This window comes from Actinomyces minihominis (assembly GCF_900187855.1).
In the GTDB taxonomy this organism is placed as follows: Bacteria; Actinomycetota; Actinomycetes; order Actinomycetales; family Actinomycetaceae; genus Scrofimicrobium; species Scrofimicrobium minihominis.
The window spans coordinates 25617-51010 of the sequence record NZ_FYEG01000005.1; the positions used below are offsets into that span (position 1 = coordinate 25617).

Sequence of the window (25394 nt, forward strand, 5' to 3'; positions counted from 1 at the left end):
GAGAACCTTTCTGGGTTAGGTGGGCCAGTCGGCGGTCAGCTCATACCTAGTAAGTGAGCCACCGTCGGCCTCGACCACACTTCCAACTGGGAGACGGTCATGTCGTCTACTTTTGCCGAGCCTGTGGATAGTGCCGGACTTCGGGAACTTGGGGTTCCGTTTGACGCGGCTACGTAGGATGGGGCTATGAGCAAAAGCGAAGTAGATGTAGCGGCCGAATCCTCTGATGTCATTCCAGACCTCGGTGTAGATGAAGGCGCCATAGATCCCGCGAGGATCGGTGCGTTTTTCGACGTGGACGAAACGCTGGTTCGCGGTGCGAGTATCTACTGGGCTGCCAAAGAGATGTTCCGGTTTTCACCTTTCGGCCTGCGCGAGGTCGCCTACGTGGCAGCCGAAACTTTCGCCTACATGCTGTTTGGTGAGAACCAGGACAAGATTGATGACTTCTCTACCCGGGCGGCGCAGATAGTCGCTGGTAACTCCGTCGAAGACATGGCGAAGATCGGCGAGGTCATCTATGAGAAGTACTTCGTTCCCAAGGTCTACCAGGTCACCTACGCGCTTTTGAAGCAGCATGTCGATGCCGGTCACACCGTCTACCTCATCAGCGCGACCCCATGGATCATCGCTGAAGAGTTCGCTCACCGGTTGGGTGCCATAGGCGGGATTGGCACCAAGACGAAGGTCGAGGACGGAATCATTCTGGGTGAACTGGACGGCGGGATTGTTCACGGACAAGCCAAAGTCGATGCGGTGCTCGAGGTTGCTGAAGAAAAGAACCTTGACCTTGAAAAGTCCTGGGCCTACTCAGACTCTTCAAGTGACATACCCATGCTTTCCACAGTCGGTCACCCCGTGGCCGTCAACCCGGACCGTGCCCTGCGCCATCACGCGAAGGACAACGGGTGGCAGATTGTGCGCGCTTATGAACGCCGAGATCTCGCCCTGCGCTGGGCTGGTCGAGCCTCCGTGGCCGCACTCGCCACCGCTGGCGCCTATCTGCTCTTCCAGAGCGGCAAGAAGGGTTCGAAGAAGGTCCTCGGTCGCAAGTCCTAACGGGCTCCGACGATACCCTTACCTGCGCCAGTAGCCCATGAAAGCCACCCGCTCGCGGGGGACTGCTAGATCCCGCACAAGGTGGCGACGAAGATTCGTCACCATGCGTGATTCCCCTGCTATCCAGAAGTAGTGGGAACGAAGGGCATGGTCCGTTAGGGACCGTGGTTCAGGCTCGATGTTGGAAAACCAGGCGGTTTCCCAAACAGGGTCGTCGTCCAGGGGGGCAACGTCCTCGACCTGCGGGGTAACGTCTTCCACACCGTCGAGACCGAGGTGGCGGAGAATGACAGGTGTGACAGAGGAACCTACCTCCCGTTCATCCCGAGCGAGCCACCGTATCCGTTGGTGATTACCCACAGCCAGGTCGAGGAAGTCTGCCTCAGTGGGGACTTCAAGAAGGGCGAGGACGTTGGCGGGCGAGGACGCAGTTTCCTCAAGGATGCGAGAGATCGCCGGAACCGCAGTTTCGTCACCAACGATGAGGATGTTCTGCGCGTCCCCGGGGTGATATTCGATGCCGCCGCCGTCAAGGCGCCCCCGCCGTGGTCCATAGACGAGTAGCTGTTGCCCCGGGGCGGCACTAGCTACCCACCGGGCTGCGGGTCCGACCTCGGCCGTCGAGGTCCCGTGAGCGAAGTCAATCACGAGGGAGCTCGAGCCGTCCTCGCCGACAACGAGATCACGGATCGAGTAGGTGCGCATGTCACCCCTGGATGACGGGGACAAGGCTGTCCATTCCGCGTATGTCGAGGTCGAATTGAGGTTGGGCAACCCCATTGCGCTGGGGAAAATCAGTTTGATGCGCTGATCCAGGATCCTGTGGGGATTACCGAAAGTGCGCAGTGCTACACCGCCGAAAGTGACGCGCTTGAAAGAGGGGGAGATCTGCTCTACCGCGGTGACAGTAACCCGGGTGAACTGGAACGCGGGCAGGGGAGCGGTATGGAGTGGGGGTTCCACCGAGACCTCTGAACTACTGGGCACGGGGCCTCCCAATCGGAACCACCATGGGACTTACGAACACGGGGTCGGGAATAATCATGGCGTCGAGGCCGAAGACGTCACCCACCAGCTGCCTGGTGACCACATCCTGCGGTTTGCCCGCGGCGTAGACCTCTCCGCCACGCATCGCGATCAGGTGATCGGAGTAGCGCGCCGCCATGTTGAGGTCGTGCAGCACCATGACGATGGTTGTGTGCAGGTTCTTGTTGAGGTCGCTGAGAAGCTCGAGAACATCCAGCTGGTGGGCGACATCAAGGAACGTGGTGGGTTCATCCAGCAGGAGGATCCCCGTCTGCTGCGCCAGAACCATGGCAATCCACACCCGCTGACGCTGACCGCCGGACAACTCATCAACTGCCCGATCCGCCAGGTCAACCGTGTTCGTGGCCAGAAGCGCACTCTTGACGGCATCGCTATCGGCTGCGCTCCACTTCGCAAACGGGCCCTGATGGGGGTGGCGTCCTCGTGAGACGAGGTCGAAAACCGTGATGCCCTCCGGGGCCAGGGCCGACTGGGGGAGCAGGCCGAGGGTGCGGGCCACCTCCCTGGTGGGGATCGACGAAATCGACCGACCGTTGAGGACGACCTCCCCAGAAGTTGGCTTAAGGAGGCGGGCCAGCCCACGAAGGAGCGTCGACTTGCCACACCCGTTGGCCCCGACAATAGAGGTGATTCCGCCGGGCTCAATGACGAGGTCGAGGTCGTGGATGATGTCGCCATCCCCGTAGCCGAGGGAAAGGTGACTGGTCGAGAGCCCCGGAAGTTGCTGGGATTCGTTCATGGCCTCACTTCTCCCTTGTTAACGCGCACTAGCAAGTAGATCAGGAAGGGGGCGCCGACGAGCCCCAAAATGACACCGACCGGGTAGGTGGCCGCAAACAGGTTCTGCGCGATGAGGTCCGCCGCCAGAACAAGTGCAGCGCCGATCAGGGCCGACATGGCTAGGGGAGGGCGCCCCGGGCCGAGAATCCGACTGGCAATCGGGCCTGCCATGAATGAGACGAACGCGATTGGCCCGGTTGTTGCGGTGGCGGCAGAGAGCAGGGCGACGGCGCTGATGATGAGTCCGGCACGAACTGCAGTGACATGAACCCCGAGGCCGCGCGCAGTGTCATCACCTAGGCGCAAGAGGTCGAGGTCACGGCGCAGGTAGAACAGGCACCCGCCGAAGATCACCAGTGTGACCCCGAGGATGAGGACGCCGCGCCAGGAAGCGCCACTCAGGCTTCCTGTCAGCCAGCGCATAGCGGTTTGCAGATCCCACGAAGCGGCCTTCGAAAGCACCCACTGGGTGACCGCGTTGAACATCGCACCAAAACCAATGCCGATGAGGATCATTCGGAAACCCGCGAAACCGGCCCCGTGTGAGAGACCGAAGACAGCCAGGGCAGTGAAAAGGCCGCCTGCCAGTGCGAAACCCGAAACCCAGAGATCAGTCAGGCCGAGAACGATGATGGCGAAGACCGCAAAGGTGCTGGCGCCGCTCGTAATGCCGATAATGTCGGGGGCCGCCAGGGGATTGCGCAGCATGGTTTGGAAGGTGATGCCCGCCAGTCCGAAGGCCAACCCGGCCAGCAGTCCCAGCGTGGCTCGGGGTAGGCGCAGCTCACGGACAACGAAGGTTTGCCCGCCCTCGCCGTTCCCAAACAGCGCGGAGAACACGGTCTTCAGTGACGCCACCTGCTCACCCAGCATCAGGGTGAGGAAAAAGAGTACGAGGACGAGAGCAACCGTCGTCCCGGTTGCAACCGCGGCGCGACGTTGGCGAATGAGGTGGGTTTGGGGGCTCATCACAGCTCCCTAATCTTTTGGCGGCGCACAATCCACACGAAGAAAGGCGCGCCAATAAGGGCCGTGAGGATTCCGACTTGGATCTCTTGGGGACGGGCGACAATGCGACCGACAATGTCCGCGCCGAGAAGTAGAGCCCCACCGGTCAGCATCGAGAAAGGAACGAGCATGCGGTAGTCCGGACCTGTGATCAGGCGGCAGAAGTGGGGAATGACCAGGCCGACGAAACCGATGGGGCCTGCTACAGCAGTCGCCACCCCAGCCAGCGTCACAGCGGCGAGGGCGATGTAGACTCGCGAAGCCCAGACACTCTCTCCGAGGCCGCGGGCCATGTCATCTCCCAGAGCCAGAGCGTTCATGCGTCGTGACAGAGCCCAGGTGGCAAGTGCGGCAACGGCGAGGACCGGGGTAATTGTTGCGACCTTGTCCCAGGTGGCGCCTCCGACTCCACCGATCTGCCAGAACTGGTAGTTCTGCAGCATCTCAACTCGGGGAAGGAGGACGATGCTGATCAGAGAAGCCAGTGCGGCTGCGGTCGCGGCGCCGGAAAGGGCCAGTTTCAGCGGGGATGCGCCGCCGGGACCCGCGGAACCAATGATGAAAACGAGTACTGCCGCCACGGCTGCCCCCAGAACGGCCAGCCCCATCTGGAGATAGGGGTTACTGGTTCCTAGAAAAACCATGCCTAGGACAACGGCGAGTGATGCGCCGTTGGAGATTCCGAAGATTCCCGGATCAGCGAGGGGGTTACGGGTCACTGCCTGCATGCCGAGGCCCGCAAGGGCCAGGGAGCCCCCGACGAGGAGGGCAAGGAACGTCCTCGGGACCCGCTTCGCGACTGCGACCTCGGCAATGGTCTGAGCCGAACCGGTGACCCCGGCGTAGATCTCATCGAAGGTCACCTGGCGTGACCCAGTGGAGACGGACAGGACGACCAGCACCAAAACGAGTGCCAACGACCCTGCCAGAACGAGAAGATTGCGCGCAGCCGTGTTTCCGTGGGCTCGCTCGATCTTCGGTTGAGTAGGCAGGGTCGCGGTCACGTCGGGACGGCTCGTTCTGGTAGCGGTTAGTTCGCGGACTGCGACGTTGTGCTGTTGAGCAGGGCGAAGTAGTCGGAGATTCCCCAGGACACTGAGAGGGGTGAGGGGTTAGCGGCTGTCGCTAGCGGCGTGTTGTTGATGAGGACGACTAGGTTACCGTTCTGAACCGCGGGAATCTTGGAGAGGATCGGGTCGTTCTCGAACAGCGCGCGACCGGCCTCTTCGGAGTCTGCATAGGTGACGATGACGTCGACATCATCAAACACGTCGGCCTGCTCGGAAGAAATGGTCGTAAAGAACTCATCTCCCGCTTCGGTGGCCTTGACAACCTGTTCGGGTTGGGGCATTCCGGCTGAGGCGAGGAGGCCCGGGCGGGTGTCGTTCAGCGTGTAGTAGAGGATAGAGCTGGTGTCCGCCGCATCGATCAGGGTGAAGAGGACCTTCTTATCCTTCAACTCGGGGTTCTCGTCGAGGGCGGCTGCGACCTGCGTTTCGAGGTCCTGGTACAGCTCTGCTCCCGAGGTTGACAAGCCGATGGCGTTGGCGTTCATGCAGATCATGTCCGCCATTGAGGTCCCCCAGGGGATGTCCGGGTACGCGACGGTGGGGGCGATCTTGGAAAGAGTGTCGTACTGCTCCTGGGTGATTCCCGAGTAGGACGCGAGGATGACATCGGGCTCAGCTGCGGCCACGGCCTCAAAATTAATGCCATCGGTCTCGTCAAAGAGCAGCGGCTTATCGGCCCCTAGCCCATCGAGCTTTTCAGCGACCCAGGGGAGGATCCCATCTCCGTCGTCGTCACCCCAGTAGGAGGGGGCCATGCCGATCGGGGCTACTCCCAGGGCCAGCGGAACCTCCTGGTTGTACCAGGAGACAGCTGCGATCCGCTCGGGCTTTTCCGTGATTGTCGTGGTGCCATAGACGTGCTCGATGCTGATGGGGAAGGTTCCGTCGGGGACGACCTCACAGTTTGCTGAGGTCGAGCCTGTTTCGAGGTCGGACCCACTCTGTCCGACCGCATCTGCTGACATTTCGGAACTGCTCGTACCACCACTTGTACATGCTGCAAGCGTCAACGCGGTGAGTGCGGCAACGGGAAGTAGACCTGCTTTGAGCTTGGACATCGGGTCTCCCTTATAGGTGGTTTGTGGTCGAGAGGGGATCTCGAAAGGTCGTCGCATCGCTTCAAGGAGAAAGCAAGGCTAATAAAGCGCCAGAACCAACTCTATATTTTCACAACGATCTCGTTGGCAATTTTGATAAGGGTAACCTAACTTGTCAAACTCGTTGGTCACGAAGTGGGAAACGAAACAGGAAAGTGATTAAGGATGCGCTGGCGACGCCAGGTTGGGTTGAGGGCGGACGACACAGTATTCTTTTCACCGGGTGGAAACGCCCGTGCCCCCGTAGCTCAATGGATAGAGCAACGGACTTCTAATCCGTCGGTTGCAGGTTCGAGTCCTGTCGGGGGTGCCAACCTAAATGCCGAATCGTCTTCGGTCCCTACTGAATCACGATTCGAGTCTCAACCAGCAGAGGAAGCCATGCCCACAGCATTTGTGACCGGAGCCAGTCGAGGCATCGGACGAAGTATTGCCGAGGGTTTGGCGGAAAACGGCTGGGACCTCGGCCTCGTCGCCACCAACCCAGAAACCCTGGCTGTGGTGGCCGATGGTTTTCGTGCCCGCATGGGTGTCGTAGTCGCGACTGCCGTCGCCGATGTTGCCAGCTACCAGTCGGTTGCTTCCGCAGTTCAGGCGCTAATGGACGAGGTCGGAGTCCCCGAACTGCTGGTCAACAACGCGGGTCGTATCGACAGCGAAGTGCCGGTTTGGGAGGCGGATCCAGCCGAACTTCGTTCAGTGGTGGAGGTGAACCTACTCGGGACTCTTTACTTAGAGAGAGCCGTCCTGCCGAGGATGGTTGAAGCTGAGGCAGTGGGACGGATCATCAACTTGGTTTCCGGGGCCGGAGCCCGCAGCTGGGATGTCGCCTCCGCCTACACCACCAGCAAGGCAGGTCAGCTTCGTAACGTCGGTGACCTGGCCGACCTGGGGGATCGCTATGGGATTCGCGCCTTTGGTGTTGCGCCAGGGGTGGTCCGAACCGATATGACGGCGGGAATGCAAGCACACCGAAACCGTGAAGAGTACACGCCGGTGGAAGAGACCGTCGCCCTCATCAACGCGATTGCCCGCGGCGAGCTAGATGCTTGGTCCGGTGCCTACCTGCGGGCGGGAACCGACACCGTAGAGGGTCTTCGGGCTGCGGCTTCTATTCGCGAGAGCAACCCCGGCGCCCGCCTCTTTGGGGTTGCGCCGTGGGGAATGGACGACCCGCTCAACTAAGGCGCCCCGGTCCCCGGACAGCTAGACCATGAAGCGAAGCAGTTCCGAATCAGCGTCGAGTTCCTGAATGTTGAGGTCGGACTGGGTCATCCTCGCGCGCAACTCCACCAGCGAGTTCTCTGATCCGGTGTCGATTCCGACGAGGGCCGGTCCGGTCTCACGGTTGTTGCGTTTGGTGTATTCGAAGTAGAGGATGTCATCCTCTGGACCGAGAACGTCATCAAGGAACTCCCGCAGAGCGCCGGGTCGCTGAGGGAATGACACCAGGAAGTAGTGGCGGAGATTGCGGTAGACCTGTGAGCGCTCCTGTACTTCGTTGTAACGGGTGAGGTCGTTGTTGCCCCCCGAAAGGATCCCCACGGTGACGCCGCCCTGCGTGAAATTACTGAGTAGGCCCGCAGCGGACATGGAAATCGCCGTAGTTGCGAGAGCGCCCGCTGGTTCCGCGATGATTCCGTCCAGATGGTAAAGGTCGAGCATTTCTGTACAGACCGCACCCTCTGGAACCACGACGACCTCGTCGACCAGGTCGCGCACGATTTCATAGGTGTACCTACCCGCGCGGCCCACAGCGGTACCGTCGACGAACATGTCGACGCGGGGGAGGTCGATGGCGGTTCCAGCTTCGAGTGCGGCACGCGTGGAAGCGGCGCCGGAGGACTCAACTCCGATGATGCGCACATCCGGTCGGTTCTCATGCAGCCAGGCGGCCATGCCAGCGATAAGCCCGCCACCTCCAACCGGGATGACAACGGTGGAGAGCGCATCCCCGAGCTGCTCACTGATTTCTTTGGCAACAGAGCCCTGACCGGCGATTACCGCCGGATCATCGTAGGGGTGGATGTAGGTCTTCCAGCTCCCCTTGGTCTCCTCCAGGGCCACTGCCTGGGTTTCATCAAAGGTTCCGTCTACGAACCGCATCGTGATCCACGATCCACCGATGGTGGCTATTCGCTGACGCTTCTGACGCGGGGTTGAGGAGGGAAGGAAGATGGTCCCGTGGATACCGAGTCTGGCGCAAGCCATGGCAACACCCTGGGCGTGGTTTCCCGCAGAGGCACAAACGACGCCTGCCTGGCGCTCTGAGTCTGACAGCTGGGCCATGGCGTTGTAAGCGCCACGAAGCTTAAAGGAGCGAACCGGCTGGAGATCTTCACGCTTGACGTAGATACGAGCACCGGTCGCTTCTGACAGTCGCTCGATCTCCTGAAGCGGAGTCACCCTCGCCACATGAGCCAGACGTTCTGCGGCCTCGTCAACGTCCACACCCGAGACGGAGTGGGGGATGGTTCCCGCATTCTTCCGGCCGAGTTTAGTGCCGGGTATCAGCTTGGGGAGTTCTGGGGATTCTTCAATGTTGTGCACAACGTCAGTGTATGAGGCAGGAGGGAAGGAACATGACCCTGGCCAAATGACGGCGTATGGTTGCCTGGTGAGTACCAATGACAATGGCCTAGTAAAGAACCCAATCGTCTGGATCGACTGTGAAATGACGGGGCTTGACCCCTCGGTAGATGAGTTGGTTGAGATTGCGGTAATCGTGACAGACTCGGATCTGAACCCCCTTGCTGAGGGAATCGACCTCGTCATCAAGCCATCAGCTGCGGCTCTGGCGCAGATGGGTGAGTTCGTGACACAGATGCACACCGATTCGGGCTTGATTCATGAGTTTGGCTCGGGTGTCTCCCTGGAAGACGCGACCCGGATCGTCCTCGATTACATAGCGGGACTGGTGCCCCAGTCCGGGGTTGCCCCTGTGGCTGGTAACTCGATCGGTCAGGATGTGCGCTTCCTGAGGGCCTATATGCCGGAGGTCGTCGACTACCTGCACTACCGAATTATCGATGTCTCCACCATCAAGGAGTTGGCGAAGCGCTGGTACCCCCGGGTCTACGTCTGCGCTCCCGAAAAAACCGGGGGACACCGGGCTTTGGGCGATATTCAAGATTCAATCGTCGAGCTGCAGTACTACCGCACGGCACTGTTCCCAGAGGACCTAATCGCTGAAAAGGGTGCTTATCACCGCATTGCTAACGAGGTGGCTGAGAGTGCGCAGGCCGCGTTCCAGGCGGTAGCTGAGTAGCTGGTCCACAGAGCCAGGAGACCGGGCTTTCCCACAGCTCGGCTTAACTCGTCAACTGCTCGCCAAGGCCTCCTGCGAGGCTGACACTCGCCAGATCGACCCCAGGTGGTCAAAGAGTGATTGGAGAGTGGTCATGAGTATTAGTGATCTGATGGTTCTGCGAGGACGGGTTGGCACCAACCTGACGCTACACAGAAGCGAAGAGGAAGGCGGACGGAGCTTCGTCCGTTTCCGCATGGTTGTTCCACGGGCGCGCCGTAAGGATAGTGGTCAGTGGGAAGATGGTGAGCCACAGTGGTACACCGTGCGGGCATGGGGACCGCTTGCGGACAACATGGCTGTGTCTCTGCACAAGGGGAACCCACTGGTCGTTGTGGGAAGGCCTGCGGCTCACGCATGGATCAACGGCGAGGGGGAGATCCGTTCGGAGATCGCGATCAATGCTTTCACTGTCGGGCATGACATGGGCTTTGGGATCTCCATGTACCGCCGCCTCATGCCGCTGCGGACAGATCAGGAGGGGCCGGAGGTGCGGATCACCCCCGCCAGGCCTGCAATCTCTGAGATTGAGGCCGAACAGGCCGAGGTCGAGGACTTTGAGACCGTCGAGGTCGATGGTGACGTGACCGTAGCTGAAGAGGCGAGGGAGAACGATGAGGGCGGCGAATCGCGCGAGTTAAGTGCCGCCTGATGTGAACTTGTGCTGTCTGCGTTCCCAGGGTGACAAGTCACGCCTAAAATAGGCAACGTTGTCTTCTTCCCCCTGAATGGAGAGTTGTGGCTGAGTACATCTACTCGATGGTTCGAGCACGTAAGGCGCATGGGGACAAGGTCATCCTCGACGATGTCACCATGGCGTTTCTGCCTGGCGCCAAGATCGGCATGGTTGGTCCTAACGGCGCAGGTAAGTCTTCGATCCTGAAGATCATGGCGGGAATCGATGAGCCGTCTAATGGTGAGGCCCGGCTAACCCCGGGTTTCACGGTCGGTATTCTCGAGCAGGAGCCCAAGCTCGATGAGGACAAGACGGTCCTTGAGAATGTTGAGCTGGGTGTTGCAGACATCATGTCGAAGCTGCACCGCTACAACGAAATCTCCGAGGAGATGGCGAACCCGGATGCTGACTTTGACGCCCTAATGACAGAAATGGGGGACCTGCAGACCGCGATTGATGCGGCCGATGCCTGGGACCTAGATTCTCAGCTCGCGCAGGCAATGGATGCTCTGCGCTGCCCCCCGGGGGACGCAGACGTTAAGGTTCTCTCCGGAGGTGAGCGTCGCCGAGTTGCCCTGTGCCGACTGCTTCTTGAGGCCCCCGACCTGCTCCTTCTTGATGAGCCCACCAACCACCTCGACGCTGAGTCCGTCCTCTGGTTGGAGCAGCACTTGCAGAAGTACCCCGGTGCTGTCATCGCAATTACTCACGACAGGTACTTCCTGGACCACGTGGCAGAGTGGATTGCCGAGGTTGACCGTGGTCACCTTTACCCCTACGAGGGTAACTACACCACCTACCTTGAAGAGAAGCAGCGCCGACTGCAAATCCAGGGTAAGAAGGACCAGAAGGTCGCCAAGCGCCTGAAGGATGAACTGGAGTGGGTTCGCACCAGCCCCAAGGGACGCCAGGCAAAGCAAAAGGCTCGTCTGGAACGCTACGAAGAGATGGCGATTGAAGCCGAGCGCACCCGTAAGCTCGACTTCGAAGAGATCCAGATCCCACCGGGTCCACGCCTGGGTTCGACGGTCATTGAGGCCTCGGACCTGAAAAAGGGCTTCGGGGATCGGGTTCTCATCGACGGGCTTTCCTTCTCCCTGCCGCCAAACGGCATCGTCGGCGTTATCGGTCCGAATGGTGTTGGTAAGACCACCCTGTTCAAGACCATCGTTGGTTTGGAGCCGCTTGACGACGGAGACCTGAAGATCGGTGAGACCGTCAAGATCTCCTACGTCGACCAGAACCGTGCCGGCATTGACCCCGACAAACCACTCTGGGAGGTCGTCTCCGATGGACTTGATTTCATCAAGGTCGGAAACGTCGAGATGCCCTCTCGTGCCTACATCTCTGCCTTTGGTTTCAAGGGCGCGGATCAGCAGAAGCCAGCCGGAGTCCTCTCCGGTGGTGAACGCAACCGCCTCAACCTGGCACTGACCCTGAAGCAGGGCGGAAACCTCCTCCTGCTCGATGAGCCCACTAACGATCTCGATGTTGAAACCCTTGGTTCACTAGAGAGCGCGCTCGAGCAGTTCCCGGGTTGCGCAGTGGTTGTCACTCACGATCGCTGGTTCCTTGACCGGGTTGCTACCCACATCCTCGCTTGGGAGGGGACGGAAGAACAGCCGGACAAGTGGTACTGGTTCGAAGGTAACTTCGAGTCCTACGAGAAGAACAAGGTTGAACGACTGGGTGCAGAAGCTGCTCGACCCAAGTCGGTTACCTACCGGAAGCTCAAGCGCGACTAAACGCGTAGCTTAGTAGCGGTTCAGACAGGGGCCGGGAGTGTCAGTAGGTGACAGTCCCGGCCCCTCAGTCATGTTCAACGGCAGCTAGGAAGAAAATCCCCAACGGGACCCTGCGATGGCTTCCGGATCGGCCACTCGCATCATTCCCTCTTGGGAAGCTGTGGCAACAACCTTCCCCTCGGAGGAGTAGACGGTGATGTGCGTCTTTCCGCGGCCCCCTCCGACCGCATCAGCGTGGCCCGAGAAAAGCAGCCAGTCATTAATATCAACATCTGCGTGGAACCACATTGCGTGGTCCAGGGAGGCAAGCGAAAGACCCGGGGTCATCCATGAGAGTCCCGTGGTTCGCAGGGCTGGTTCGAGCATGACCTGATCGATGACATATGCCAGTAGGGCACGGTGGGCAATCTGCGGGGTTCCGTCAGGAACCTGGGAGCGAATCTTCATCCACAGTTGCTGGTCGGCGCTGCGGGAGGGATCCGGACCCGTGTAGAGGGACTGCTGGACATGTCGAACATCGAAAGCCGCAGTCTTGCCCAGAAACTTTGCCACGGGGTGCTCCATGGTTCGGAACAGTTCAAGGGCACTGTTGAGCTTTTCGGGCCCGGGCACATCGGGGACTTCTGCCGTGAACTTCAGACCTGGCTCAGACACTTGGAACGAGGCGATCATTGAGAAGATCTCTCGCTCATCCTGGGTTGCCACCACACGCCGATTTGAGAAGGACCGTCCGTCCCGAAGCCGCGCCACTGAAAGTTCAAATGGGGCTGAAGGGTCACCTCCGCGCAGAAAGTAGCAGTGCAGGGAGTGGGGCAGCCGGGCGGGGTCTTCAATGGTCGCGGCGGCAGCGAGCAGGGACTGGGCAATCACCTGTCCGCCATAAACCCGCCGAACCTGGGGGAGGGAATGGGCCTCAAAAACGTCCTCCCGCAGGGGAACCAGGTTGAGGATGCGCAGCACAGAAGCCACGGGTTCGGAACTGATAAGTGGAACGTCGATCGGCAATGTCATAGTGCTATTGTCCCCTCCCGTGGTGACATTCCAAACCGTGGTGCACGTGACCTCTAGAATAGAGATACAGCATCACCTGACCCGGTATCCTCGTAGGTAGTAAAAACTTTTCGGACTAGAAGGTTTCGATGTACGTCAATGGAGACTTAGACCATGAGCTGGTCAAACGGCTCGCTGATCTGAATGGTGTAGCAACGTTCTTCTGGACCTGGGCCGGAGAGCAGCAACAGGTGGAAACCCTGAGCCTTCTCCGCGTCCTGAAGGCCCTTGGGGTCGCGGTTTCACCAGAGTCCACTAACGAGGACGTTCGGGCAGCGATCCTCGCAACTGAGGATGCGCCGTGGCTGGACACACTCCCTGCCTGCACGGTGGTGCGCCAAGGTAACTGGGGGGAAATCCCCATTCACGTTCGCCACGGAGATCCGGTGCACGTCTGGTATCGCCTTGAGGACGGGACTACGGGGGACCTTCGTCAACTCGATCGGCTGGTAGCACCTCGTGAGGTCAACGGGGAATGGCGAGGTCGAGCAACGTTTGAAGTGCCCGGGACCTTCCCACTCGGCTACCACACCGTGTTTGCTGAGGTTCATGGTCGGGAGGCCGTTTCTGCCCCCCTGATCGTGGTTCCCAAGCGGATTGATCCTAGCGTTTTACGCGGAAACCGCCGCTTCTGGGGTGTCAATGCCCAGGCCTACTCGGTTCAGTCCCGTTCCTCCTGGGGAGTCGGAGATGCGGCCGACCTAGCAGACCTGCTGGCCATCACGGCCAAAGAGGGAGCCGAGTTCCTGCTGGTGAACCCAATGCACGCGGCCGAGCCAGTGGCGCCGATTGAAAACTCGCCCTACCTTCCCGTGACACGCCAGTGGCTCAATGTCTCTTACATTCGCCCCGAACTGGTCCCCGAGTACGCGATCCTTCCGGATGGCGAGCGTGACGAAATCGAAGAACTTCGCGGTATCTCGATGGTCGAGGACGACGACATACTGCTTGACCGTGATCGCACCTGGGCTGCAAAAGAGAAGGCACTCCGGATGATTTACCGAGCCCCGCGCTCGGTCCACCGCGAGGCTCAGTTCCAGAACTTTTGCCTCGAAGGCAAAGAGGGGCTGGAGAAGTATGCGCTGTGGTGCGCTCTGGTCGAAAGTACCGGCAGCATTGACCTTCCGGACGAGTACGCCAGCCCCGACAAACCTGCCGTAACCGAGTTTGCCGCACAGCACAGGGCTGAGATTTCCTTCTTCAAGTGGCTTCAGTGGGTGGCTCTCGAGCAGCTTTCGTCCAGCAACCGTATTGCCAAGGACCTCGGAATGCCGATTGGTGTCATGGCTGACCTGGCGGTGGGAATCCACCCGGCTGGGTCAGATGTCTGGGCGGATCGGGGGGACTTTGCCCCGGGAATGTACGTGGGGGCACCCCCGGACATGTACAGCCAGCAGGGACAGAGCTGGAGTCAGCCTCCGTACAACCCCCGACGCATGGCTGAGCTGGGATATGAACCCCTGCGAAAGGTCATCGCAACCACCCTCAAGCTGGCCGGTGCCCTGCGCATCGACCATATTCTTGGTCTGTTCCGACTCTGGTGGTTGCCTGAGGGTGGCTCGCCCGCCGACGGCACGTACGTCTACTACGACCATGAAGCAATGATTGGTGTCCTTCTTCTTGAGGCACATCGCGCCGACGCGGTGATCATAGGTGAGGACCTGGGAACTGTTGAACCTTGGGTTCGTGAGTACCTCGGAACCCGCGGTATCTTCGGGACCTCAGTGCTTTGGTTTGAAAAGGAGGGTTCCGGATGGCCCCTGCACGCCGAGCACTACCGCCGCGACATTCTCGGGACCGTCAACACCCACGACCTCCCACCAACCCAGGGTTACATCGAAGGCATCCAAACCACGCTTCGAAACGAACTGGGGCTGCTGGTTGAGGACGTCGCCAAGGTGCGCGAGCAGGACACACAAGAGCAGGAGCAAATGGCTGTCCGCCTTCGTGAGTACGGTTTCATCGAAGAGGACGCCGATGACGCAGCGTTCATGGATGGGCTGCACCGCTACATTTGCCGTACTCCTGCACGACTGGTGGCAGCTGCTCTTGTCGATGCTGTGGGAGAGAAGCGACCGCAGAACCTACCGGGGACGAACGATGAGTACCCCAACTGGTGCGTTCCGCTGGCCGATGGAGACGGCAACAGAGTTTGGCTTGATGACCTTGCTCAGAAGAAGGGCAACCGACTCTTCAAGGTAATGCGGGATTCGCTCGGTCAATAGGCACTGCGGATAAGAAGCACCCCTGTGACTCTACGGAATCACAGGGGTGCTTCGCTGTCTTGTTGCTAGGCCCGATCGTTAATCTCATCAGCAAGGTTGTCGGCAATTGGTCCGACAACAACCTGGACGGTGTCCCCAACCTGCACTACGCCAAAGGCTCCGGCATTCTTGAGGGCCGCCTCATCAACCAGTGCCGAGTCAACGACCTCGACCCGAAGTCGCGTGATGCAGGGCTCAATCGTCTCAATGTTTTCGATTCCACCAAGTCCAGTAACAATGTCCTGTGCCTGAGACATCTCATCCTCTTTCACTGAAGTTGCAGCGCCAAACTAACCCGAGTTACGGCGGCCTGGTCGCCGTGATTTTCAAAGTACCACGGGGTCGAGCGGGTGGCTTTAAAAGGTGAGCAGGTCCTCGCAAAATCGAGGACCTGCTCAGCCTAGAAACAGAACAGCTAGTTCCTAAGCATCGGCCTTCTGGGCCTTGAGCATGCGCTGTGCATCATCGCGGCCCTCTGCAATCAGGCGGCGCAGGGAGTCGGGTCGCTCCTGGTGGTAGTCCAGCCATTCTTGGGCTCGCGTCACCACGTCCACCTCGGGGAGGTATCCGACAACGGGAAGGGGTTCCAGGTGCTGAACGATTCCTGATGCGATGTGGAAGGTGTGGGCCTCCCAGGCAAGCGCAATCTGGTCGTAGAACTTCTCTACGTAGGAAACGTAGGCTTCGGGCTTCGTGTTCACGTGAGCCCAGAAGCCAGCAACCATCGCCCAGCGAGTGTCGTTGGGAATAGAGACGTCATGCATGACGGCTTCATAGGTCTCTGCCCGCACCGCGTCTGAGTCAATGGTTGCAAGCGCACGCACAGCGTTCTGCTCTCCGGTCAGAGTGTTGTCCTCAGCCCGCAGAGTTGCAACTGCTTCCTTTCCGGCCAAGCCCCCGCGGACCAGAGCGAACAGGATGGCCCAGCGAAGGTCCTCACTCATGACCAGGCCCTCTTGGGTTTCCTCACCCCGGTAGAGGCGGTCCAGGTACTCAAACTGAGCGCGAGTGACTGCCCGTCGGCATGCCGCCATCACAAACATCTCCTGTTTGTCTGTGCCTGCTTCAGCGATCTTGGACAGCTCAATGAGCCCGTCTGCGACGGCAGCCATCTGGGCCGCCCGGTGTGCCGGGGCGACGTAGGAGGTAACAGCGGTATCGATTTGGCGAAGCAGAGCTGTCAGAGAGGCTACTGAAGTCTCAATCCTGGCTGCTCCGAGAGCCAGGTTCAGGAACCGTGAGGCAGGGAACTCTCCGTCACGGGTCATGTCCCAGGCAGCGGCAAGGATGACGCGACGTGTCAGCGGGTCAGAGAACTTGGTGATGTTTGCGATTGCAAATGCCAGCGAGTCCTCATCCATGCGGATCTTCGCATAGGCGAGGTCACCGTCGTTGACGAGGATAAATGCAGGACGTTTGATACCGCTTGCCGATTTGACGACCGTGCGGGCGCCATCGATATCCAGTTCTTCAGTGAAGACCTTCTCAACCGCTGAGCCGTCCTCATTCAGGTCGTAACCGGAAACGATGAGCCTGTGGGGGCGGAGCGTTGCCATGGGGGAGACGACCTCCTGGACCACGGTTAGTTCGCTGATAGAACCATCGGGGTCCACGATAATCTCGGGACGCAAGCTGGTAACCCCGGCCTCCTCAACCCAGACCTTGACCCAGTTGTCCATGTCGCGACCAGAAGCGGCCTCAAGTTCTTCAATGAGGTCGGAGAGGGTGGCGTTCTGGAAGGCATGCTTCGTCAGGTACTGGTGCAGTCCGTTGAAAAAGTTCTCGCGGCCAACATAGGCAACCATCTGTCGCAGCACCGCAGCGCCCTTGGCGTAGGTGATTCCATCAAAGTTAACCTCGACATCGGCCAGGTCGCGGATCTCAGCCTTAACCGGGTGGGTCGACGGCTTCTGGTCCTGGGCCAGGCCCCACTCCTTGCGAGTTAGGAAGCCAACCCAGGCATCCGACCAGCGGGTTGCCTCAGCCGTGGCGAGGTGGGCCATGTACTCGGCAAAGGATTCATTCAGCCACAGGTCATCCCACCACTGCATGGTGACAAGATCGCCGAACCACATGTGGGCGAGCTCGTGAAGGATCGTGTTGGTTCGTGACTCGAGCTGCCAGTCAGTTGGCTTCGAACGGAAAATGTACTGGTCCCGGAAGGTTACGCAACCGGCGTTCTCCATGGCTCCCGCGTTGTACTCGGGGACGAAGATCTGGTCGTACTTGGTGAAGGGGTAGGGAATACCGTAGGCGTTCTCGAAGAATCCAAAGCCCTGCTCGGTGATCTCCATGATGAGGTCTGAGTCGAGGTGCTTCACCAGGGAGGCGCGGCAGTAGACTCCAAGGTCGATCTCGCGACCATCCGTCGAGCGAATGACGCTGGTAGCGCCCTCGTACGGCCCGGCCACAATTGCCGTGATGTATGTGGAGATCCTCTGTGTCGGCGCGAAATCAAAGCGCTTCTTTCCACCCTCGAGAACGGTGGGTTCCGGTGTTGCTGTCACCGAGAAGACGGTGAAATCCTCCGGGGTGGTCACCGAGAACGTGAAGGAAGATTTCAGATCAGGCTGCTCGAAGGTGGGGTAGACGCGCCTCGCATCGGGTACCTCGAACTGCGTGTAAAGGTAGACCTTGCCGTCCGCCGGATCGACGGAACGGTGCAGACCCTCACCTGTGTGCATATAGATGAAGTCCGCATCGACCTCGACAACGTTCTTCTCCTTGAGGTTGCGAAGGGGAAGGCGATAGTCGCTGTAGTCGGCAGGATCAATCGAGTGTCCGTTGAGGGACGCCGAGTGGATCTTGTCGACTACGAGGTCGAGGAAGGTCTCCGAACCGGGGACGGCTTCGAAGACAATCTTTGAGGTTGACCGGAAGGTTTTATCACCGGTGGTCAGGTCAAGGGCGACATCGTAGCTCTCAACGCGCTTCACAGCCGCCGCGCGTTCCTGCGCTTCTGTTCGGGTCAGGTTTAGTCCAGGCATGGTGGCCTTTCTTGTTTTTCTTCTCTATCTGTTCTTGGAAAGGCGCGGGCCTACCAGATCTTGACGCGATCCTCGGGGGCAATCCACAGCTCATCACCGGGAGTCACTGCGTAGTAGTCAGCAAACTCATCGAAGTTGGCAAGGATACCGTTGCAGCGGAACTCGGAGGGCGAGTGGGGGTCGATGGCAAGCAGCTGAACCGCATAGTCATCGCGGTGCTTGCTGCGCCAGATCCTGGCCCAGGAGGTGAAGAAGCGTTCTGGGCCGGTGAGCCCATCAATCACTTCGTCGTCGTTGGGGGAGGAGATGCCCTTCTCTTCGAGGGCCTTCTGCCAGGCCTTCCAGGCAATGGTCAGTCCACCGAGGTCGCCGATGTTCTCACCGATGGTGAGGGCGCCGTTGACCTTGTTGTCGTCACTCAACTCACGTGGTGAGTAGGCGTCGTACTGTGCGATGAGTGCCTTGGTCCGCTTCTCGAATTCTTCACGGTCAAGGTCGGTCCACCAGTCGTTGACCTCTCCCTGAGCGTCAAACTGGCTGCCCTGGTCATCAAAACCATGGCCGATCTCGTGACCAATAACGGCTCCGATTCCGGCGTAGTTGACCGCGTCATCTGCCTCTGGGTCAAAGAACGGGGCCTGCAGAATGGCGGCTGGGAAGACGATCTCATTCATCGAGGGGTAGTAGTAGGCATTCACGGTGTGGGGGGTCATCAGCCATTCGCTACGGTCCACCGGCTGGCCCAGCTTGCCGAACTCCCAGGCCAGATCGAACTGGGAAGAGGCCATGATGTTGTCAACCAGCGACTTCTTGGGATCGATCTCAAGCCCCTCGTATGAGCGGGGGTTGTCCGGGTAGCCGATCTTGGGCATGAAGGTATCGAGCTTCTCAAGGGCGCGGCGACGGGTTTCCTCTCCCATCCACTCCAGCCCATTGATCGACTCACGATAGGCGTCAAGCAGGTTCTGCACCAGGTGGTTCATCTGCTCTTTGTACTCAGCCGGGAAGTGACGTGCAACGTAGAGGCGTCCCATGTCGAAGCCAACCACCCCCTCAATCAGAGAGAGGGCACGCTTCCAACGGGGACGCATCTGCTCGATACCGGAGAGGGTGCGGCCATAGAAATCAAAGGCCTCTTCGGCAAACTCATCAGAGAGGTAGGGGGCGAAGCCATCAATGATCCTGCGCGCGAGCCAGAGTTTCAGCGTGTGAAGGTGGGTGTTCTTCCAAAGATTGGAAGCTGCCGACAGGAAATCAGGTTGAGAGACATTGAGGCTCTTTCCCTCAAAGTCCTGTCCCAGGGCATCGGCCCATTCCTGCCAAGCAAATCCGGGGTTCTGTTCGATCACTTCGGCCCAGGTGCGGGGGTTGTTCTGCGGGTCAATCTCGCGGCTCTTGACGACATCCCAGTGGTGGGCAGCCAACTCTGTCTCATAGAGCATGACTTCGGATGCTGCGTGCGCAGCCTCTTCCTCAGAGACCACCCCCGCGAGTACGAGCTGCTTGGCAATGTGCTCCGTGTACTTGCTGCGGTAGACCTCGTACTCATCTTCACGGTAGTAGGACTCATCCGGCAGTCCCAGGCCATCCTGCTCAAAGTTGGCGGAGTACTTGGTGGTGTCGTTCATGTCAGTCCAAACCCCAACACCGAAGTAGGACCCGACACCGCTGCGACCGAGGTCGCCCAGAAGCTGGGCCAGATCCGCATGCGTCTTGGCCGCTGCCACAGAGTCAAGCAGCGGCTGGATCGGTGAGACACCCAGTCGGTTCAGTTCCGCCTGGTCCATGAACTGTTCGTAGAGCACCCCGATCCTCTGTGCCTCATGGCCCGCGAGGGCACCTGAGGAGGCATCCTTGGCAATCTCGTGGCAGCGCTCTTCCGAGAGGTCACGGAGGGCGAGGAACGATCCATCAGACGCACGATCAGCGGGGATGACATGGTCCCGCAGCCAGGCGCCATTGATGTAACCGTAGAAGTCATCCTGGGGGCGGACATCAGCGTCCATTAGCGCAGGATCTAGGACATGGGCAAGCAACTGCTTCTTCTCTTCAGACATACACGTATGTTAGCGCCGCGGAGGAGGCCCCACTGTCCGCTATGCGCTGAGGTGAAAACCCTTCCTTAGAAAGGTGCGTCTTCAGGGGAGGCAAAGTCCTGACGTGAGGTCTGAATGGGGATTGACCCGGTATCGGGGTAAGCGTCTCTCTCCGGGTGCTGGCCCCCTCCGTAAGCCCCGGCGTCTTCCGCCAGGTTGCGCCTGGCGGGAACCACCCCGAGGAAGCGGGGAAAGCGTAGAACATACTTGTGGCCCTCAGTTCCGTCGCGGCGCTGAAACGTCTCAACCACCAGGGTGCCCTCTACCGTGACACGGTCCCCCTTATGGAGGACATCGGCCAGATGCTTGGCCTCTTCATCCCAGAAGGTGGCACCGACCCACAGGGGTGAGCCAAGATCAGACCACTGATTGGTAACCTTGTCGCGTGCGGACGCTGTCGCATTCAGCCGAAGGTCCAGTACTGCCTTTTGCTGTGGTGTCCATCGCAGCACCGGATCTGCGATGACCCCGGTTGTAAGTGCGCGGAGTGCCATCTTTCCCCCTTGAGTAATCGGTGACGAGCATCTCTCCTACCTCTCCAGGATAGGGGGAACATCCGACAAATTGAGGGGCTTCACCAGCTTCTGGGGACAGTCCCAGACCTGGAGAACTGTGGAAACTAAACATCCTCCAGTGACGGGTGGGTACGACGGTGCCTCTCCGAATCATTGGCGTAGGCATAGTAGAGGCCAATGAGGAGGCCGCCCCCGACGAAGTTGCCCACCAGGGCTACTCCGATGTTCCCGAGTGCCAGGCCGATATCGATACCGTTTCGCAGCCCCTCGACCGTAAAGAGGACGGTGTTGGCAACAGAGTGCTCGAAGCCGAGGAAGGCGAAGAGAAGAACAGAAACCACCATGGCGGCCACCCTCACGCCATCGGACTGAACAAAGCCGTTGTAGATCAACAGCATCGCAATGTTGATCATGAAGTTACAGAGAATGGCGCGGAAGAAAAGATCGGCTATCCCAGAGGCTCCCCCCGAGATGAAGGCCAGTTTGTGGTCCACAGAAGCCGTAACGAGTTCACCCGTGGGGCCGTCCAGCAGCGTGGTGAACCAGACCATACCTGCGACTGCCAGACCACCGAGGAAGTTACCCAGGTAGCACAGGGCAAGAACTGCACCGGCTCGACCAAACGACATCCGCCGGAAGTAAACAGCGATGGTCGTTACCATCATGTTCGATGTCAGTAGCTCAGACTTTGAGTAGTAGATGAACACAAGGCAGAAGCCAAAAGTAACTGCGCCGGCAATCGAGCCGACCTTTGCATAGTTCGTCCCGATCTCTGTGAACGCGGAGATCACCGAGTAGTTTGCCAGGTAGAAGATCCCAATCAGGACACCGGCCATTGCCGCGCGCATGAGAAACACCCTGGAGAGGTGCTTGGTCATAGAAGACTTGGCGTCAGCTGCCTGCAGGACCGTCGAAATGAACTCGGTACCCGGGAAGATCTTGCGATTGTTGCTCACCATGACCCACATGTTTCCAGATTCGCCGTGGACCCGTGCACACACGGGAGAAAACTGGTGCTGTTTTTAGGTAAACGTGAGGGCAATTACGTCGGAGGCACCTGGGATGGGGTGTTAGTTCGAAGAGCGCTGCTCTAAGATGAAGGGCGTATTGATCCGGCCTCGACCGCACCAGTCACGAAAGTGGAGGGTAAGTCGGGGGTATCACCGGGGAGCATTCGGAAGAAAGATGCCGGCTCAGGCACCAAGTAGAACCGGACGGGTGGCCCGTTACAGCCCAATGAGCGGTGGTTGCCGGTCTGATCCTGGGAAACCAGGAAGCCGCGGGTGACCACAAGCGAGGTGGTACCGCGGGATGAGAGATCATCTCGTCCTCGAACCAGCAGTGGATTATAAAGAGGATGAAGATGGCGGATTCAAATAGCAAACGGCGTTTCCCGTTACACCGTGACGACCAAGAGGTAAACCCGAAACCTTCCTTCCCCGCAATCGAAGAGGACACTCTTTCCTACTGGAAGAGCGACAGCACCTTCAAGAAATCGATCGAGCGGCGCCCGGCAGGGGAAAGGGGATCGAATGAGTTTGTCTTCTACGACGGCCCCCCATTCGCCAACGGCACACCCCACTACGGTCATCTCCTGACCGGCTATGTCAAGGACGTCGTCGGCCGTTACCAGACCATGCTGGGACACCGGGTCGAACGACGTTTCGGCTGGGATACCCACGGCCTACCAGCCGAGATCGAAGCAGAACGCATACTCAACATCGTTGACAAGTCCCAGATTGAAGGTCCCGATGGAATCGGTATCCAGGCCTTCAACGAGACCTGCGAGACCTCGGTGCTTCGCTACACCAAAGAGTGGGAGGACTACGTCTTCCGCCAGGCACGTTGGGTGGACTTTGAGAACGACTACAAGACACTCGACCCCGACTACATGGAGTCAACCCTGTGGGCGTTTAAAACCCTCTTTGACAAGGGCCTGATTTACGAGGGGCACCGCGTACTGCCCTACTGCTGGAACGACGAAACCCCCCTGTCGAACCATGAACTAAAGATGGATGACGACGTCTACCAGGACCGAACCGACCAGACCGCCACGGTTGGCGTTACCCTCTTGGACGAGGACGGTGCCCCCACGGACGAGGTTGCGCTGATCTGGACGACCACCCCCTGGACGCTTCCCTCAAACCTGGCCATCGCAGTTGGCCCCGATGTCGACTACGTCTCCGTTGTCCCCGTTTCGGGTCCTCTCGAAGGCAAGCTGGTCATTGTGGCGGAAGCGCTTGCGGGCACCCTCGCGAAGGAGTTTGGTATCCCGGCCGCGGTTGCTGAGGGCGACCTCGCGTCTCTCCCGACCTCCGTCGATGAACTCATAGTCGGGCGTTTCAAAGGTTCCACGCTGGTGGGCAGGCGCTACGCCCCCATGTTCAGCTACTTTGCAGACGCCAAGGAAGACGAAGCTCCCGGCCCGAACGCCTTCCAGATCGTTGCGGCTGACTTCGTGACCACCGAGGACGGCACAGGTCTGGTTCACCTCGCCCCTGCCTTCGGTGAGGACGATATGAACGTGTGCCTGGAAAACGGCATTAGGACCGTTGTTCCAGTTGGCGAGTCGGGGAAGTTCACCTCGGAGGTTCCCGACTACGAGGGCGTCCAGGTTTTTGATGCCAATCGCCGCATCTTGGCCGATTTGCGGGACCAGACCGGTCCGCTCGCCAGGGTGGAGGAGAAGCTGCGCCCCGTCCTCGTCAAGCAGGCTTCGTACCAGCACAGCTATCCCCACTGCTGGCGCTGCCGCCAGCCTCTGATATACCGCGCTGTTTCGTCGTGGTTCGTTGAAGTCACCAAGTTCCGCGACCGCATGGTTGAGCTGAACCAGGAGATCTCCTGGGTGCCGGACCACCTCAAGAATGGTCAGTTTGGTAAGTGGCTTGAGGGAGCTCGTGACTGGTCGATCTCGCGCACCCGCTTCTGGGGTGCGCCGATTCCCGTGTGGAAGTCGGACAATCCGTCCTACCCGCGTGTGGACGTCTACGGTTCTTACCAGCAGTTAGCCGATGACTTTGGCGTGAAGGTAGAGGACATCAACCTGCATCGTCCGGCGGTGGATGAACTGGTGCGCCCGAATCCGGATGATCCGACCGGGCAGTCGATGATGCGTCGTGTTCCTGAGGTGTTGGATTGCTGGTTTGAGTCCGGGGCGATGCCCTTTGCGCAGGTCCACTACCCCTTCGAGAACCGTGAGTGGTTCGACAACCACTACCCGGGTGACTTCATCGTCGAGTACATCGGGCAGACTCGTGGCTGGTTCTACACGCTGCACGTCCTCGCGACCGCGCTCTTCGACCGCCCCGCATTCAAGCGTTCGCTTGTCCACGGGATCATTCTTGGCAATGACGGTCGGAAGATGAGCAAGTCGCTTCGTAACTACCCCGATGTCCAGGGTGTGTTCGACAGCTACGGGTCGGACGCGATGCGCTGGTTCCTGCTGGCCTCCCCGGTGGTTCGTGGTGGAAACCTGATCGTCACAGAGGAGGGGATTCGCGATGCTGTTCGACAGGTCCTGCTACCCCTGTGGAATGCCTACTACTTCCTGACGCTCTACGGCAACGCCTCTAATGGCGGAGCCGGCATCAGCCCCACGCGACTCGATCGGGTCGAAAACCCCAGCGAGGTTTTCGCGGCCCTTCCCGAGATGGATCGCTACCTGCTAGCCCGCACCCGCGAGGTGACGGAAGCGGTTCGCAAGGCAATGGATGAGTACGACCTCCCGAAGGCAACCGCACGTGTCCGTGACCATCTCGACGTCATCACCAACTGGTACGTCCGCACCCAGCGTCAGCGGTTCTGGGATGAGGACGGGGCGGCATTTGACAGCCTCTACACAGCGCTCATCGTCCTGGCGGAGGCAGCCGCACCGCTGCTACCGATGGTGACGGAAGAGATCTGGCGGGGCCTGACCGGCGGTGAGTCGGTTCACCTGGTCGACTACCCGGCACTTCCCGATTCGTGGAGGGACGATGCCCTGGTGACCGGGATGGATGAGGTCCAGGAGATTGTGTCTGCCGCGCATGCGCTGCGCAAGACCGAGAAGCTGCGCGTTCGTCAGCCACTGGCGACCCTTCGGGTCGTCTCGGCCGAAGCGGAGTCGCTCGCAACCTTTGCGCCCATCATCGCCTCGGAGGTCAACGTGAAGGCTGTTGACTTCGAGACTCCAGATGATTCAGGCCTGGTCCTTCGTGAGGATCTCAGCCTGAACCCGCGGGCATTCCCAGCGCAGGTCCGCTCCAAGACCTCCGCCCTCTTCCAGGCAGCGAAGTCGGGAGAGTGGGAGGCGTTGGAGGGGGGAGCAGTCGTGCGCTTCCCAGGTGTGGAAGTTGACGGAGCCCCCGTTCAACTCTCAGGGGATCAGTTCGCGTTGACGGTGCGGGTTGAGGCCGAGGGAGACGAGGCCGCTGCCATCCTGGATTCGGGTTGCTTCGTCGTCCTCGATAAGGTCGTCAGTCCGGAGCTAGAGGCTGAGGGCTGGGCGCGGGACGTAATTCGCCTGATCCAGGACACGCGCAAGTCGGAAGACCTACACGTGGCCGACCGTATCGACGTGGTGCTCACGATCCCAAAGACTCGCGTTGAAGCACTGCGAACCCACGCGGAACTGATCAAACACGAGACGCTGACGATCGACCTCGACTCGGTTCTCGGGGATCAGCTGGCTGCGACCGTTACCAAGAGGTAG

The 25394-nt window shown here is 59.6% G+C and carries 19 protein-coding genes and 1 tRNA gene; 8 read left to right on the top strand and 12 right to left on the bottom strand.

All coding sequences use genetic code 11. The features are described from left to right. Positions 1-186 precede the first annotated feature (186 nt). Complete coding sequence (locus CS903_RS06205) at positions 187-1059, top strand: HAD family hydrolase (protein ID WP_099332693.1); 873 nt, start codon at positions 187-189, stop codon at positions 1057-1059. An 18-nt stretch (positions 1060-1077) separates the two neighbouring features. Here CS903_RS06205 and CS903_RS06210 read toward each other — a convergent pair whose 3' ends face one another. The 5 genes from CS903_RS06210 to CS903_RS06230 form a co-directional block, all read right to left on the bottom strand. After that, complete coding sequence (locus CS903_RS06210) at positions 1078-2046, bottom strand: siderophore-interacting protein (RefSeq protein WP_164996700.1); 969 nt, start codon at positions 2044-2046, stop codon at positions 1078-1080. Beyond that, positions 2036-2845 carry an ABC transporter ATP-binding protein gene (locus CS903_RS06215; RefSeq protein WP_099332695.1) on the bottom strand — a complete coding sequence of 270 codons (810 nt, stop codon included), beginning with the start codon at positions 2843-2845 and terminating at the stop codon, positions 2036-2038. Before CS903_RS06215 ends, CS903_RS06210 begins: the two co-directional genes overlap by 11 nt. Next, positions 2842-3855: a FecCD family ABC transporter permease gene (locus CS903_RS06220; RefSeq protein ID WP_099332696.1), complete on the bottom strand. Its 1014-nt coding sequence runs from the start codon at positions 3853-3855 to the stop codon at positions 2842-2844. Before CS903_RS06220 ends, CS903_RS06215 begins: the two co-directional genes overlap by 4 nt. Beyond that, positions 3855-4811: a FecCD family ABC transporter permease gene (locus CS903_RS06225; RefSeq protein WP_242491779.1), complete on the bottom strand. Its 957-nt coding sequence runs from the start codon at positions 4809-4811 to the stop codon at positions 3855-3857. Before CS903_RS06225 ends, CS903_RS06220 begins: the two co-directional genes overlap by 1 nt. A 113-nt stretch (positions 4812-4924) precedes the next feature. Continuing rightward, the gene (locus CS903_RS06230; protein WP_099332697.1) at positions 4925-6022 is read right to left on the bottom strand and encodes an iron-siderophore ABC transporter substrate-binding protein; all 1098 of its coding nucleotides are present in this window, start codon (positions 6020-6022) and stop codon (positions 4925-4927) included. A 276-nt stretch (positions 6023-6298) separates the two neighbouring features. On the opposite strand from CS903_RS06230, the gene CS903_RS06235 reads away from it, so the two are divergent. After that, a tRNA-Arg gene (locus CS903_RS06235) sits at positions 6299-6374 on the top strand. Between the two features lie 68 nt (positions 6375-6442). Continuing rightward, positions 6443-7246: an SDR family NAD(P)-dependent oxidoreductase gene (locus CS903_RS06240; RefSeq protein ID WP_099332698.1), complete on the top strand. Its 804-nt coding sequence runs from the start codon at positions 6443-6445 to the stop codon at positions 7244-7246. 21 nt (positions 7247-7267) lie between these two features. Here the strand turns inward: CS903_RS06240 and ilvA are convergent, their stop codons facing one another. After that, positions 7268-8533: a threonine ammonia-lyase IlvA gene (gene ilvA / locus CS903_RS06245; RefSeq protein WP_099332789.1), complete on the bottom strand. Its 1266-nt coding sequence runs from the start codon at positions 8531-8533 to the stop codon at positions 7268-7270. A 145-nt stretch (positions 8534-8678) separates the two neighbouring features. Here ilvA and orn point away from each other — a divergent pair, with 145 nt between their 5' ends. From orn to ettA, 3 genes are all read left to right on the top strand, one after another. Further along, positions 8679-9329, top strand: coding sequence for an oligoribonuclease (orn, locus tag CS903_RS06250; RefSeq protein WP_277984877.1), 651 nt, complete (start codon positions 8679-8681; stop codon positions 9327-9329). Between the two features lie 133 nt (positions 9330-9462). Next, entirely contained in the window at positions 9463-10020 is a 558-nt protein-coding gene (locus CS903_RS06255; RefSeq protein WP_099332700.1) for a single-stranded DNA-binding protein, read from the top strand. An 86-nt stretch (positions 10021-10106) separates the two neighbouring features. After that, positions 10107-11789 (top strand): energy-dependent translational throttle protein EttA, encoded by a 1683-nt coding sequence (ettA, locus tag CS903_RS06260; RefSeq protein WP_099332701.1) that lies wholly within the window; start codon positions 10107-10109, stop codon positions 11787-11789. An 84-nt stretch (positions 11790-11873) separates the two neighbouring features. Here the strand turns inward: ettA and CS903_RS06265 are convergent, their stop codons facing one another. Continuing rightward, positions 11874-12800 carry an acyl-CoA thioesterase gene (locus CS903_RS06265; RefSeq protein ID WP_099332702.1) on the bottom strand — a complete coding sequence of 309 codons (927 nt, stop codon included), beginning with the start codon at positions 12798-12800 and terminating at the stop codon, positions 11874-11876. A gap of 128 nt (positions 12801-12928) precedes the next feature. Here CS903_RS06265 and malQ point away from each other — a divergent pair, with 128 nt between their 5' ends. After that, on the top strand, positions 12929-15064 hold the full coding sequence (gene malQ, locus CS903_RS06270; RefSeq protein WP_099332703.1) for a 4-alpha-glucanotransferase: 2136 nt from the start codon (positions 12929-12931) through the stop codon (positions 15062-15064). Between the two features lie 65 nt (positions 15065-15129). Here the strand turns inward: malQ and CS903_RS06275 are convergent, their stop codons facing one another. The 5 genes from CS903_RS06275 to CS903_RS06295 all read right to left on the bottom strand — a co-directional run bounded on the left by CS903_RS06275 (position 15130) and on the right by CS903_RS06295 (position 21660). Beyond that, positions 15130-15360, bottom strand: a complete 231-nt coding sequence (locus CS903_RS06275) for a PTS sugar transporter subunit IIB (protein WP_099332704.1) — start codon at positions 15358-15360, stop codon at positions 15130-15132. 165 nt (positions 15361-15525) lie between these two features. After that, on the bottom strand, positions 15526-18090 hold the full coding sequence (gene pepN, locus CS903_RS06280; protein WP_099332705.1) for an aminopeptidase N: 2565 nt from the start codon (positions 18088-18090) through the stop codon (positions 15526-15528). 50 nt (positions 18091-18140) lie between these two features. After that, a complete protein-coding gene (locus CS903_RS06285; RefSeq protein WP_099332706.1) occupies positions 18141-20147 on the bottom strand; it encodes a M13 family metallopeptidase in 2007 nt (668 codons plus the stop codon). Positions 20148-20212: 65 nt separating this feature from the next. Continuing rightward, on the bottom strand, positions 20213-20680 hold the full coding sequence (locus tag CS903_RS06290) for a single-stranded DNA-binding protein (protein ID WP_099332707.1): 468 nt from the start codon (positions 20678-20680) through the stop codon (positions 20213-20215). Between the two features lie 125 nt (positions 20681-20805). Continuing rightward, positions 20806-21660 (bottom strand): formate/nitrite transporter family protein, encoded by an 855-nt coding sequence (locus CS903_RS06295; RefSeq protein WP_099332790.1) that lies wholly within the window; start codon positions 21658-21660, stop codon positions 20806-20808. Between the two features lie 404 nt (positions 21661-22064). Here CS903_RS06295 and ileS point away from each other — a divergent pair, with 404 nt between their 5' ends. After that, entirely contained in the window at positions 22065-25394 is a 3330-nt protein-coding gene (gene ileS / locus CS903_RS06300; protein ID WP_099332791.1) for an isoleucine--tRNA ligase, read from the top strand.

Coding starts and splice junctions, on each gene's coding strand:
- CS903_RS06205 (WP_099332693.1), top strand. CDS start 187: ATGAGCAAAAGCGAAGTAGATGTAGCGGCCGAATCCTCTGATGTCATT.
- CS903_RS06215 (WP_099332695.1), bottom strand. CDS start 2,845: ATGAACGAATCCCAGCAACTTCCGGGGCTCTCGACCAGTCACCTTTCC.
- CS903_RS06220 (WP_099332696.1), bottom strand. CDS start 3,855: ATGAGCCCCCAAACCCACCTCATTCGCCAACGTCGCGCCGCGGTTGCA.
- CS903_RS06230 (WP_099332697.1), bottom strand. CDS start 6,022: ATGTCCAAGCTCAAAGCAGGTCTACTTCCCGTTGCCGCACTCACCGCG.
- CS903_RS06240 (WP_099332698.1), top strand. CDS start 6,443: ATGCCCACAGCATTTGTGACCGGAGCCAGTCGAGGCATCGGACGAAGT.
- CS903_RS06255 (WP_099332700.1), top strand. CDS start 9,463: ATGAGTATTAGTGATCTGATGGTTCTGCGAGGACGGGTTGGCACCAAC.
- CS903_RS06265 (WP_099332702.1), bottom strand. CDS start 12,800: ATGACATTGCCGATCGACGTTCCACTTATCAGTTCCGAACCCGTGGCT.
- malQ (WP_099332703.1), top strand. CDS start 12,929: ATGTACGTCAATGGAGACTTAGACCATGAGCTGGTCAAACGGCTCGCT.
- CS903_RS06275 (WP_099332704.1), bottom strand. CDS start 15,360: ATGTCTCAGGCACAGGACATTGTTACTGGACTTGGTGGAATCGAAAAC.
- pepN (WP_099332705.1), bottom strand. CDS start 18,090: ATGCCTGGACTAAACCTGACCCGAACAGAAGCGCAGGAACGCGCGGCG.
- CS903_RS06285 (WP_099332706.1), bottom strand. CDS start 20,147: ATGTCTGAAGAGAAGAAGCAGTTGCTTGCCCATGTCCTAGATCCTGCG.
- CS903_RS06290 (WP_099332707.1), bottom strand. CDS start 20,680: ATGGCACTCCGCGCACTTACAACCGGGGTCATCGCAGATCCGGTGCTG.
- CS903_RS06295 (WP_099332790.1), bottom strand. CDS start 21,660: ATGGTGAGCAACAATCGCAAGATCTTCCCGGGTACCGAGTTCATTTCG.
- ileS (WP_099332791.1), top strand. CDS start 22,065: ATGGCGGATTCAAATAGCAAACGGCGTTTCCCGTTACACCGTGACGAC.